The sequence below is a fragment of the Kitasatospora sp. NPDC048540 genome (assembly GCF_040651175.1).
Taxonomy (GTDB): domain Bacteria; phylum Actinomycetota; class Actinomycetes; order Streptomycetales; family Streptomycetaceae; genus Kitasatospora.
In genome coordinates, this window is record NZ_JBEZIR010000118.1 from 1 (window position 1) to 12,296 (window position 12,296).

Sequence of the window (12,296 nt, forward strand, 5' to 3'; positions counted from 1 at the left end):
CGCGCTGAGCGAGGGCGGCGACGCCCAGGCGGCCGCGTACGTCGAGTGCGCGGTCGACGGCAAGGTGCTGTGGGGCGTCGGCATCGACTCCAACAGCATGGGTGCCGCCGTCAACGCCGTCGTCTCCGCTGCCAACCGGGCGAGACGTCCCGATCCGACGGCCTGTCCGGAAACCGGTCAGGCCGAACCGGCGGACCGCACCGGCCGGCACCTCTTCCCGTGGCACATCGCGCTGCCGGAACTGCTGCGGCAGCGCGGCAGATCCGGTCGGCACGCGGCCCCGGGAGCATCCCGGTGGCAGGCGCAGCCGCCGCATCCGGTCCCCGACCGCCGGAGGACGTCATGACCTCCCGCCATCCCGGATTCCACCGTCTCCCGCTGCGCGAACGGGCCCGGGTACTCGCCGAGGCGGCCCGGCTCAGCAGACACGAGTGCGAGCTCCTGGCGAGTGAGGCACCGCTTGCGCTGTCCACGGCCGACCTCATGATCGAGAACGCGGTGGGGGTCTTCGCGCTGCCCTACGGGGTCGCCGTCAACTTCACGGTCAACGGCCGTGACCGGCTCGTCCCCATGGTGACCGAGGAGCCGTCGGTGGTGGCTGCCGCCTCGAACGCGGCGCGGCTCACCCGGGCGTGCGGCGGTGTCTCCGCCGAGGCGGACCCCTCGCTGATGACCGGTCAGATCCACGTCCTGGAGGTGCCCGACGCCGAGGCGTCGGCGGCACGTGTGCACGACAACGCAGGCCGGCTGGTGGCGGCCGCCCGCCGGCTGCAGCCACGGATGGTGGCGCGCGGCGGCGGCGCGTGCGCGATCAGCGCCGAGGCCCTGCCGGACGGGAGCCTGCTCGTCCACGTCGTGGCCGACGTGGGCGACGCGATGGGGGCGAACGCCGTGAACACCCTGGTCGAGGCGCTCACTCCCGAGGTGCTGGCGGTGACCGGCGGGGTGCCCGGTATCCGGATCCTCTCGAACCTGGCGGACCGGCGGCTGGCCAGGGCACGCGTCTCGATCCCCGACGCGCTGCTGGCCACGGCCGAGCACTCCGGCGCGCAGATCGCCGGCCGCATCGTCGCGGCCTCGTCCCTGGCGGAGATGAGCCCGCACCGCGCGACCACCCACAACAAGGGCATCATGAACGGCATCGACGCCGTCGCCCTCGCCACCGGCCAGGACTGGCGCGCGATCGAAGCCGGTGCCCACGCCCATGCGGCGCGTACGGGCCGGTACCGGCCGATCGCCGTCTGGGAACACGAGGACGGGCGGCTGAACGGCACCTTCGAGGCACCGCTCGCGGTGGGTACGGTCGGTGAGCGGATCCGGGCCAACCCGCGCGCGACCCTGTCGCTGAGGCTGCTCGAGGTCTCCGGCGCGCGGGAACTGGCGGCCGTGATGGCCGCCGTCGGACTCGCCCAGAACCTCGCCGCCCTACGGGCCCTGGCCGGAGAGGGAATCCAGCGAGGTCACATGGCCCTTCATCATCGCTGTCGTGACTCCGGCCCCGGTACACCGCCGTGAGGGCCCGCAGCGTCCAGCACGTGCCCGGGAAGGTCATCCTGCTCGGAGAGCACGCGGTCCTGTGCGGCCACCCCGCGATCGCGACCGCCGTGCCGCGCCGGTTGACGTTGGTCGCCGAACTCGGCCAGGACGCTCACGACCTGCCTGGCGACCGGTCACTGCGGCAGGCGCTCGTGACCACGGCGGTGTCCTTCGGCCTCGACCCGTGCCGGGTCGCCGTCCACACGGAGTCCCGACTGCCCCCGGGCGGCGGGCTGGGCAGCTCTGCCGCACTCAGCGTCGCGCTCGTGCGCGCCGTCGCGGCCCTGTCCTGCACGGAACTCACCGACACCGAAGTGATGCGGTTGGCCACCGAGGTGGAACACGCCTTCCACCGCAGGTCCTCGGGGCTCGACATCCGAGCCGTCGTCCACACCGGGCCGATCTGGTTCGAGCCCGGAGCCGAGCCGCTGGTTCTGCCACTCGACGTACGAGAACCGTTCGACCTGGTCATCGCCCAGTCCGGCCAGCGTCGTTCCACCGCGGCGCAGGTCGACGCGGTCGGTCACCGGCCCGCGCAGAGCAACTCTTCCCCCGGGCCCATGGCACGGCTGGGCGAGCTGACCCGCAGAGCCCGTGCCGCACTCGCCGACGGCGAGGTGGCGGACCTGGGAGACGCCATGAATTCGGCCCACCTGGAGCTGAGGGACCTGGGTATGTCGACACCGACGCTGGACCGCATGGTGGCGATCGCCCGAGAGGCGGGGGCTGCCGGAGCCAAACTCACCGGCGCCGGACACGGAGGGGCGATGATCGCCGTCGCCGGGGCGCGCGGGCCCCGGATCTGCACGGCGCTGCGGGACTCCGGGTTCGAGGTCTTCCTCACTCGCATGAACCGGAGTGAACCGGAGGACGCGACGAACCACCGAAATTGACGCCGGAACACATGGCCGCAAGGGAATCCGGCCGGCCAGGAATTCATGCCCGCCCACCATCCTGACGGATTCAGGAGGGTGGTCGATCTCGACATTAGATTGAGCAGACCGCCCCGCACACCACGAGGTTGCCGTATGACAGACACGCTGTTCCTCTCCCCCGCCCCCGCGCCTCCGGTGACCGTCCCCGTCCTGCTCGAACACGCCCGCGCCGCCTACACACCCGCCTTGCGGGAGGCGATCGGCACCCTGACACCTCCGTTGGACGTCATCGCCGGCTACCACCTCGGCTGGAACGACCTCTGCGGCAACGCCACCTCCGACCACGGGGGAAAGGCGGTCCGGCCGGCGCTGACACTACTGGGAACCCTCGCCGCGGGAGCGGACGCGCATCTCGGGGTGCCCGGGGCCGTGGCGGTCGACCTGATCCACAACTTCTCGCTCCTGCACGACGACTTCATGGACGGCGACGAGCTGCGCCGTGACCGCCCGACCGCCTGGACCGTCTTCGGTGCCGCTCAGGCGGTCCTGACCGGCGACGCACTTCTCGCCCTGGCCACCCGCGTCATCGTGCAGGCTCCGTCCTGCGGCGCCACGTCCCGGGACACGGCCCGGGCGCTGGAGCGGCTCGCCAGCGCCAACTATCAGCTGGTCAACGGGCAGGCCCGCGACCTCGCCTACGAGCAACGCGACGTCATCAGCCTTCAGGAGTGCCTGCAGATGGAGGACGGGAAGACCGGCGCGCTGCTGGCCTGCGCGTGCTCGATCGGTGCGGTCCTGGCAGGCGCCGACGATGCAACCGCTGACGCGCTCGACCGCTTCGGCCACCACCTCGGACTCGCATTCCAGGCCGTGGACGATCTTCTCGGGATCTGGGGTGATCCCGCCGTCACCGGCAAGCCGCGCTGGAACGACCTCATCCGGCGCAAGAAGTCCCTGCCGGTCTGCGCCGCTCTCAACGACGCCGGCGCGGCATCGCGCCAACTCGCCCACCGCCTCGCCGGGGGGCACGGCGACGCCGACGGCGAGCAGCGGCTCGCATCCCTCGCCGCACTCATCGAGACGGCCGGCGGTCGGGCGTGGGCCGAGAGCGAGGCCCGCCGCCAGCACCGGAGTGCCCTTGCCGCGCTCGACGAGATCGCCGCACCGGAGCCGGTCCGCCGCCATTTCACCGCACTCGCCGACTTCGTCGTCCAGCGCACGAGGTGACCGGCCCGTCGACACGGCCGACGGGCCGGCAGGGCCGCACCCTCCGAAGTATCGGCGGCCGGCGCCTCTGCGACTAGAGTTCCGGATGGACCAGGCCGTCGGACATGCGAGAAAGCCCCATGACCGTACTGCGGTTGGACGTTTCGTACTCCCTGAGACGATCGATCCCGTCCTGGCTCGTGTGCCGGTAGTCCCGAGCCCGGTCGCTCCGCATGAACAGGAAGTCGTACAGAATTTTCCTGAGAGCTTCTTCGGTCGTCACAAGAGGCGTGACGGCTGTCGCATAGATGTTCCCCTCCTCGTCCAAAAGATAGGGAACACCCATGCGGGAGTAAAATCTACCCGCACCGACAAGAATATCCATAGGACGCACACCACGGTCGCCGTAGTACGCTCCTATCATATTCTGCGGGGCTGGGTCAATCAGGGCCGCAGCGACCGGGGCCGGCGGAAGCGCTGACCGGCGATCAGCGCGAGGAACTGCGTCGAGTCCGCCGCGAGCCGGCCGAGTGAAGTTCCACTGGCGAACTCCACCGCGCCGTTGCCTCCCAGCGTGAAGGCCTCGACCAACGTCTCCGTCTCCACCCGATCTCAGGAGAGGATCCCGCCAGCGGATTCGTCGTCCCAGTTCGCCGCCGGGTCATCGAATGAGAGCATTCGACACATCCTCAGGAAATCTTTCCCAAGCCTGCTGAAGTCCACTCCACGAATAGAGGTCGGTAAGCATTTCATTGGCCGTCGACAGCATTTCGGATGGAAGTGATATCGCTGCTTCGGCGGCGTTTTCAGCGGTGACTTCTTCGTATCCAATCGCGGCCATACCGTCAAAGTTTCCCACTTTTAGATATTCTTTCAGATAGCAAAGGCCCTGCCACGCCGAAAGGGTTTCCGATGGGAGTGGAGGCGGGGGGATGTGATCCTCGACAAATCGGGACACCTCCTCGATCTCCTCATCGGTTATTGACCACCTCGCAACGATTGGCGCGATATAGAAATAGAGATCAGCCGCCGCGCGAATTTCCGGAGTTATTCCTTCCGCCGGCCCGTTCAGATAGGAATAGAATGCGTTGCGATACTGCACATTCTGCGCAGCCTCCCATAGAGTGACAGAATAAAGCACGCTGGAATCTTTTAGGACATCCGCAAAGTACTTCGCCCCGCTGGCTTTATACTCCTCCCAACCTTTAGGAGTTACGGCATCCCATAGCAGATCGCCTCTTGCGCCCAGGGACATGAGCTGAGAAGCTTCCGCCTCGGGGCTCATGATGAGATGCTGCAGAGCACTGTGCGGGTCGCCGCTCGTATAGGTGTCCGCCATCTTCTGAACTTTTCGCCGCCGCTTCGGTATGCGCCTCTGGTCGTCCGGAGCAAATTCAGGAAGGGCCTTCTTCTTTCTGGCAGTTTTGTCTATCTCTTCCATCGGTTCAGTTCCGAAGGACACTGTGCGAAGGGGATTCAACTCGTCCCGTGGATGCCTATCCAGATTCTCCACCCTACAGTGCAGCAGGTGCACGTGAAGATCTTCTCCCGGATGATCCTTGCGTAGCTGACGCAGGGCGAAGTTAAAAGCAATTGGGCCCTTCGCTTTGAGGTCTCCTATTTCAGGATCGTCAGGCGCCGAGTATCCCGCAATATAAAGCTTCACCCCTTTGCGCTTCCCTGCCAAAACGCGACAAATTTCCTGGTCGGTAAATGGCTCTATCGTATAGTTCGGGACGGTTCGATCCTCCTTTCCCACGGATGTCTGGCGACTTCCGAGTTTTCCGGAAGAATCAAGGGCTGCGATGGCATTGGCGCCGAGCAGGATTTGTCCGGCGTCGGCGTAATATGACACCTCGACCCAGGCGGGAAGATTGTAGGGAGCGCCCAGTTCAAGAATTCCATGCCCTGCAATGAATATATCCTTCACGATTGCTAAATCCCTTCAAAGTGCCTTAAGCTCGCGAGGTTTGGATCCACCAGCACGTCCGTACTATCACGGTTGCAAGTTATCCCTCCAACGCCTATGAGGAGGAGCGCCGGGCAGTAAAGATGGAACGTCAGGGCAGCGATTCGCGAGCAGGCCGAGGAGACGAGGCCGTCGTGGAGGTCGAGGCGTCGTTCCCAGCGGACGGCAAGACGCTTTGACTGGTGGAGCAGGGCGAAGGTCTACTCCACCACGTAGCGGAGTTTGCCCAGGCCCTTGATGTCGGCCGGCGCCTCTGCAACTAGAGTTCCGGATAGACCAGGCCGTCGGACATGCGAGAAAGCCCCATGACCGTACTGCGGTTGGACGTTTCGTACTCCCTGAGACGATCGATCCCGTCCTGGCTCGTGTGCCGGTAGTCCCGAGCCCGGTCGCTCCGCATGAACAGGAAGTCGTACAGAATTTTCCTGAGAGCTTCTTCGGTCATCACAAGAGGCGTGACGGCTGTCGCATAGATGTTCTCCTCCCCGTCCAAAAGATAGGGAACACCCATGCGGGAGTAAAATCTACCCGCACCGACAAGAATATCCAGAGGACGCACACCACGGTCGCCGTAGTACGCTCCTATCATATCCTCCCGGGTGGGCGCCCTGCCGTTCTCCTTCCCGAACTCGTAGGCGATCTCCAGACCGTGGCCATGAGGGCTTCTGTCGGAGTCCACGCCGTAGTGCACGTAGTGGCGGGGGCTATCCACGGTAAAGTTCGGCTGCTCGAGAACCAATTTCCTGATCCATGGCGCTGACCGCCCGAGATCACCGTAGAACCTGGGCGAGGTCCCGGATTCCCTGTAGGCATCGACCAGCCTGGGGTGAGTCACCAGTGATTTGATTCCCTCGATGAGGAATTTATGCACTTCCGGCGGCCGTGTCGGGTTCGGGTTCTCCGGTGACTGGTGCCATGAGTAGGTCGGCAAGAATATCCGGTGGATTCCATGGCCGGTCAGCAGAAGAATGAGGTCCGCCAGGCCGCAGAGCGTTGCGTCAAGGCAGTCCGTCAGGTAAGCATCATCGGTCGGCGGCGACGTGAGGCGTGTGGATATGTACCATCTACGCGTCCCGTTGAGCAGGAGCGAGATGCTCAGTTTCTGATCATAGATCATCCGGTGGATTCTATCGATCGGGTACCTGATGAAATCATCTCTGTCGGGAATCGGCGGCTGCATGTGTGATCCAATTGCTGGAGAGCGGGCGGTCGGTCTCGGTTCGGAGCTCCCCGGATTTTCCGAAATTTCATCCAAGCAGAAGAGGCGGGAGCTGTCTCAGGCTGCCGATCGTCGGGATATCTCCGGAACTGTCGCGCCGATCTCGATCCACGACCCAGCACGAGGACAGTCCGGCAGAGATTGCCCCTCTGACATTTTCGGCGAGGTCATCGATGTACGCACAGTCCTCCGGTGGAACTCCTAGAACTTCTGCAATCGCCAGATAACATCCGGGGTCCGGCTTCCGGATTCCCAGAGAGCTGCTGGACTCCATCACCTCGAACAGGCCCGGGTCGATTCCCGAGCTTTCGAGCACGAGGTCGATGCTGGGGAGCCTGAAATTCGTGAGGACGGCGAGGGAAAATCCCTGGGCGCGAAGAGTCGTCAAGCATTCGAGAGCGTCCGGGAAGGCCCGGAAGCATCGGTGGTAAAGCGATCCGAGTTCAACGAGACGAGCAATTGATGAGCTGGATATTTCATGCCGGGCAGCGAGGGTTCCCCAGAACTCCGACCAAAACTCCGGCTCATCCTCCCTTGCGCGCGGCCAACCCCCCTGCCATCCCGACCACAACTCGGAAAAAGCTTCCAAGGAGAGGCCGGGAGCTGCCGAGGAAATCTCACACCTGTAACGGTGGGCAATTTTTCGATCCAGCTCGACGAGCGTATTGTCGCGATCAAATACAACGGCGCGCGGAACTTTATTCTCAGTTTCGCGCGAGCCGCCCGTCAAGGGACGTCCAGACAATTGCACCAAGAGTCGCAGCCCTTTCCCGGCAGCTGGAAACCACAGCCATGCGAGGCCAGCCGCACATCATCGATGTCATCTTGGGGATCGATCCGGACCACGACGGCGTACGCCGTAGGCGCCGTGCCCGCCGGCCCGGGGGGGGTCTCCCGGCGGGGAAGGCCCGCACCGGCCGGTCGAACGGAGGGGGCCCGGCACCCTTCCGGCGGGGGCCGCGATCACGGACGCCGGCTCGTCGGCGGCCGACGCGAGCCACAGTGCGCGGAAGTCGGCGAAACCCCGGTCACCGGCCGGGAGGCACAGGGCGATCTGCACGTGGTCGATCTCGATGACGCGATCGATCTCGTCCGTCCAAGACATCGAGGTCTCCCCGTGTGGGTTGGAGCCTGGCCTGGGGACCACTATGCGCAGCGAAGGGCGTCCGGCCTCTGCCCCAAGAGGCAGCACATCGCTCCAGGAATCCCGGGCGGCGGGCCTCAGCCGAGTTCCTGGAATTCGCGCCGCAGTTCCCGCCGCCCGGTGACCCCGAGCTTCGAATACACGTGGCCGAGGTGGTACTCCACGGTTTTGGAGCTGATGAGCAGTTGTCTCGCGATCTCCTGGTTGGTCAGCGCCTGCACGACGAGGTGTGCGACGGCCTGTTCACGCCCGGTCAGCCCGGTCAGGCGATCCGACGCCCCGGTGCGGACGGTCCATCCGTCGGGAGTGCCGCCACCGGTGTCCGCGGTGCCGGTGAGATCTGCGAGGAAGCCGGCGGCGCGCTGGGCGTAGGGGGCTGCGCCGAGAGCGGTGAAGCGGCGGTGTGCCTCCTGCAGGTGGTCGACGGCGGCGGCGCGCGCGTTCGGGTCGGCAAGCAGGAGGCGGGCATGGTCGTAGTGGAGGAAGGCGCGGTGGAAGGGGACGTCGCCGTCGGGCTCCCGGGGTGCCGTGTGGCCGTCCTGGTAGTGGGCCAGGGCGGTGGGGGTGTCTGCTCGGGCCGTCGCGACGCGGGCGCGGAGCCAGTGCGCGGTCGGCGTCAGGGAGGGCGCCTGTGCGGCGAGGCCGTCGAAGAGGGCCAGGGTGGTCTGCAGGCGCTCGAGGTCGTCGGGGTGGAGGGGCGCGGCGGGCGGAGTGCTGGAGGTGAGTGCCTGGATCAGGAGAGGCAGCCAGATCACCCGCCAGGCCCCGGTGTTTCCGCCGGCGGTGGGGTCCAGCGGCTTCAGGACCCGGGCCATGGCCTGCCGATCGCCTCGGGCCTGGGCCAGGACCGCTTCGGCCATGGCGGGGTAGACGGCGCCCAGTTCCGTGAAGGGCGGGACATGGCGGCGGCAGGCGTCGAGGTGGGACCGGGCCTCGTCCTCCTGGCCCCGCTGGGCGTGGACCATCGCGGCGACGGCGTGCGAGGGGGCCACGCCGTGGCGGTGGTCGCTGATCTGGGAGACCGCCAGTGCCTGGTCGGCGGCGATGAGGGCGTCCTCCCAGCTGCCGTCCAGGTAGTGGGCGAAGCCGAGCGCGTAGCGTTCGGTGGGTGAGAGCGACAGCTGGGGGTGGGTTTCCTGGCGGGAGATCAGCGCCGTCAGGTCTGCGGCGCTGGATCTGAGCAGGCCGGCCTGCACGCTCAGGGTGCCGCGGAACATCAGGAGGAAGCTGTCGTGGTGAGGCACGCGCGCGGCGTCGTCGGGGAGGCCGGCGTTGCTCAGGACGGTGAGCCCTGCGGCGGGTCCGTCGGTGAAGAGGGCGGCGAAGGACTGCATGCCGAGTGCCATGCCGGTGTGGCCGGGCGGAAGGCGGTCGATGACCGGACGCAGTGCGGCAAGGGCTTGAGGTCCGTCGCCGCGCAGGATGTGGACGGCGGCGAGCCAGCTGGCGGCGAGCATGCCGGTTTCGGTGTCGGTGCCGGCTGCGGCCCGGGCGAGGAGTTTCACGCCGGTGGCGGTGTCGCCGCGCAGTCCGGCGAGGAAGCCCAGGAGTGCGTCGCGGCGGGGTGTGGGGCTGCACGCTTCGAGTGCGCCGTGCAGTGTCCTGAACCGTCCGTGTCGTTCGTGGACCACGAGGAGTGTGGCGGCCGTGAGCAGGTGCTGCTCGCGCTGCTCGCGGGTGGGGGACAGGTCGGCCGCCCAGAGTCGGAGGGTCGCGGCACGGGCAGGTCGGCCCGCGGTGGCATGGCGGTCGGCCTCGGCGGCGAGCTGGTCGGCGAGGGCGGCATCGGGACCTGCTGCGGCGACCCGGTGGGCCCAGGCGGCATCGCCGCCGACCAGATCGGCCGCCCGGCGGTGGAGGTCGCGGCGGTTGGTGGGTGACAGTGCCCGGTATATCACTTCCCGTTGCAGCTGGTGGTGGATGCCCATGCGGGCCTCGGGGTCATGTGGTTCGCGGCTGATCAGGCCCGAGGCGAGTGCGGGGCCGAGTGCGGCGGCCGGGTCCACGTCGGCGAGCCGGTAGGCGAGGGCGGGCGGCGTCTTGGTGTCCAGAACGGCCAGCGCCCACACCAGGTCTCGGGCAGGACCGGGCAGTTCCGCCAGGACCTGGCGGATCGAGGCCTCCAGCGAGGCCGGGACGGGCAGTGACCGGGCGGTGTCGGTCAGGTCCCGGGCACCGACCTGTCTCATCAGCGTCTGGGTGTAGAGGGGGTGTCCGCCGGTCTGCTCCCACAGCCTGCTCAGCTCGGCGCGGCTCAGTGCCGGGCCGCCTGCGGATCGCACCAGGTCACCGACCTCCTTGAGGTCCAGCCCGCCCAGCCGTAGCCGGCGCACCCGTTCGGTGCCCCGCCACGTCCGGGACCACTCCTCCGCTTCGTCCGTGCCGGACACCTCGGAGCCGCTGTAGGGCATGCGGGCCGTGAGCACCATCAGGACCCGCTCCGCCAACAGCTGGCGGCCCACGAAGGCCAACGCGTCCAGCGACTGGTCGTCGGCGAGCGGCACGTCGTCCACCACCAGTGCCACCGGTGCCGTCTCGGCGGCTGCCGTCACCACCTCCAACAGGTCGTGGCCCACCGCGAGCGGTGAACCCGCCCCGGCCAGGCCCCGCACGAGTTCCGGCAGTCCTGGCGTCTCGCGGGGCAGGTGTCGCAGCAGTTGTCCCACGACTCCGTACCCGAAGTCCCGTTCGCCCCGGTCACAGGATGCCCAGCAGACCTGCAGGCCGTCCGCCCCCGTTCCCAGTGCCTGCCGTACCAGGGCCGTCTTCCCGATGCCCGCGGGTCCCTCGACGACCACCACCCACGGCTCGGCCGCCGCGGCCGTGGCACGGCAGTGGGCCAGCACGCGCAGTTCATCCGCCCGCCCTGCGAAAGCCTGCTGCCACTCCCCGCCACCCGACTCCACCGTTTCATCCCTCCACGGGCAGGACCTCTCGAGCCGCGGCCACGAAACGCAGCCGTCCTGCCTGTGACCCATTGTCCTCTTCGGCGGTGATCCGCCTCTGGACGGGCACAGATGGGCAGGCACAGAGGCCCGACCCGCTGGTTTTGGTGGTGCTCTCCAGGGGTCGGGCCGCTGTCTGCGCTGGACGTGTCCGTCATCCCCGGCCGGTCGGGGACCGGCGGGCACGGGCTGCCGGGCGGTCCGGCCGACGGGCCCGTGTCAGGGCGGGGCGGGCTGCGGGTGTGCGGCCGGCGGTCAGTGCGGGCTGGTGCAGGAGGTGGTCTGGAGTTCGGGCTGTTCGGCCGGGCCGCCGGTGGCGCAGACCAGGGATCGGAGTCTGGTGGTGACGGCGGGGGTGCTCAGTTGGACCGAGCCGTTCCGGGTGAGGGTCGCCGAGGCGACCGTCACCCAGGGGCTGCCCCAGGCCTGCTGGGTCTTCACCTCGACCCTGAGGGTGGTCAGCTGGCTGTCGGCGGCGCTGATCTGGGCCGAGCCGACGATCCCGTTGTCGGTCAGCTGGTGCCAGGCGCACGGGATGTTGGCGAGGGTGGAACAGGACGGCTCCACCGGGGCCGTGGCGCTGGATGGGGCCGCTGTGAGGGCGAGGACCCCGGCCGCCGTCACCATCAGACCTGCGATGCGGGAAATCATGGCACTGTTCTCCTTTGAATCAGAGCCGGTTGATTGGCACCGAGCATGCCATGCGCATGACAATTCAGTCACTGTGGGTTGTCTCACGTTTACGCGGACGCCGGAGCGTTCGTGCCGGCCGCCCGGCCGACGCGGTCCGCCGGAGCCCCCGGCCGGGGGTCATCCGTCGATCTCGAAGTCGGCCCAGTTCATACCGTTGATCTCGGCGGTCAGGCCGGAGGCCCGGCGTCCGCCGTCCTTGAAGTAGTGCTCCTGCAGGGCCTGGGCGAGCAGCTGCTCCTGCTGGGTGTGGGTGGCTCCGGCGTCGCGGGCGGCGTAGAGGCGGCGGGCCACGTCGCCGGGCAGTTTCTGGGTGATGGTCCGCAGGCGGGGGTCGTCCGTGGAACCGGCGGCGGAGGCGTAGCCGAACTGGGCCTGGACGTGCAGGACGAACCCGTTGCGCTCGGCGTTCCTGCGGACGCGGTTCTTGACGCGGGGCTGCCACTTCGAGCGGACCTGCTGCTCGATCTTGGCTGCGGCCTGCGGCTTGGGGGTGGAGGTGCCTTTGATCCAGCGCTGGACGGTGCGCTGGGAGACGCCGAGTTCGGTGGCGAGGGCTCTGGTGGAGCCTCTGACGCCCTTGAGCAGAAATCGCATCCGGGCTCCGAGCGACTGCGGGATGGGCCTGGTGCGCTCGACCCGCTCCAGGCCTTCGTCGATCTCCCCCACGACGGGGCTCCTCTCTGACGGCCGTGCGGCGGCCGGTGGTCGT

The 12,296-nt window shown here is 67.7% G+C and carries 11 protein-coding genes and 2 pseudogenes; 4 read left to right on the top strand and 9 right to left on the bottom strand.

Going from position 1 to position 12,296, the window contains the following annotated elements:
* The 4 genes and pseudogenes from AB0D08_RS32130 to AB0D08_RS32145 all read left to right on the top strand — a co-directional run.
* Positions 1–148 (top strand): annotated as a pseudogene (locus AB0D08_RS32130) (alpha-isopropylmalate synthase regulatory domain-containing protein); the annotation flags it as partial.
* A gap of 194 nt (positions 149–342) precedes the next feature.
* The gene (locus AB0D08_RS32135; RefSeq protein ID WP_051813194.1) at positions 343–1,515 is read left to right on the top strand and encodes a hydroxymethylglutaryl-CoA reductase, degradative; all 1,173 of its coding nucleotides are present in this window, start codon (positions 343–345) and stop codon (positions 1,513–1,515) included.
* Between the two features lie 20 nt (positions 1,516–1,535).
* Positions 1,536–2,429 carry a mevalonate kinase gene (mvk, locus tag AB0D08_RS32140; RefSeq protein WP_158515559.1) on the top strand — a complete coding sequence of 298 codons (894 nt, stop codon included), beginning with the start codon at positions 1,536–1,538 and terminating at the stop codon, positions 2,427–2,429.
* 135 nt (positions 2,430–2,564) lie between these two features.
* Complete coding sequence (locus AB0D08_RS32145; protein WP_033822295.1) at positions 2,565–3,638, top strand: polyprenyl synthetase family protein; 1,074 nt, start codon at positions 2,565–2,567, stop codon at positions 3,636–3,638.
* A gap of 73 nt (positions 3,639–3,711) precedes the next feature.
* Here the strand turns inward: AB0D08_RS32145 and AB0D08_RS32150 are convergent, their stop codons facing one another.
* The 9 genes and pseudogenes from AB0D08_RS32150 to AB0D08_RS32190 all read right to left on the bottom strand — a co-directional run bounded on the left by AB0D08_RS32150 (position 3,712) and on the right by AB0D08_RS32190 (position 12,253).
* The gene (locus AB0D08_RS32150; RefSeq protein ID WP_359893782.1) at positions 3,712–4,002 is read right to left on the bottom strand and encodes a hypothetical protein; all 291 of its coding nucleotides are present in this window, start codon (positions 4,000–4,002) and stop codon (positions 3,712–3,714) included.
* A 59-nt stretch (positions 4,003–4,061) separates the two neighbouring features.
* Positions 4,062–4,223, bottom strand: a complete 162-nt coding sequence (locus tag AB0D08_RS32155) for a hypothetical protein (protein WP_158515551.1) — start codon at positions 4,221–4,223, stop codon at positions 4,062–4,064.
* Positions 4,224–4,278: 55 nt separating this feature from the next.
* Positions 4,279–5,547, bottom strand: coding sequence for a putative adhesin (locus AB0D08_RS32160; RefSeq protein WP_149038316.1), 1,269 nt, complete (start codon positions 5,545–5,547; stop codon positions 4,279–4,281).
* A 140-nt stretch (positions 5,548–5,687) separates the two neighbouring features.
* Positions 5,688–5,819 (bottom strand): annotated as a pseudogene (locus AB0D08_RS32165) (IS5/IS1182 family transposase); the annotation flags it as partial.
* Between the two features lie 26 nt (positions 5,820–5,845).
* Entirely contained in the window at positions 5,846–6,703 is an 858-nt protein-coding gene (locus AB0D08_RS32170) for a hypothetical protein (RefSeq protein WP_359893784.1), read from the bottom strand.
* A gap of 130 nt (positions 6,704–6,833) precedes the next feature.
* Complete coding sequence (locus AB0D08_RS32175; RefSeq protein ID WP_233289027.1) at positions 6,834–7,556, bottom strand: HAD family hydrolase; 723 nt, start codon at positions 7,554–7,556, stop codon at positions 6,834–6,836.
* A 470-nt stretch (positions 7,557–8,026) separates the two neighbouring features.
* A complete protein-coding gene (locus AB0D08_RS32180; protein ID WP_359893786.1) occupies positions 8,027–10,855 on the bottom strand; it encodes a LuxR C-terminal-related transcriptional regulator in 2,829 nt (942 codons plus the stop codon).
* 294 nt (positions 10,856–11,149) lie between these two features.
* A complete protein-coding gene (locus AB0D08_RS32185; protein WP_149038143.1) occupies positions 11,150–11,545 on the bottom strand; it encodes a hypothetical protein in 396 nt (131 codons plus the stop codon).
* A 159-nt stretch (positions 11,546–11,704) separates the two neighbouring features.
* Positions 11,705–12,253, bottom strand: coding sequence for a helix-turn-helix transcriptional regulator (locus AB0D08_RS32190; protein WP_033820481.1), 549 nt, complete (start codon positions 12,251–12,253; stop codon positions 11,705–11,707).
* Positions 12,254–12,296 lie beyond the last annotated feature (43 nt).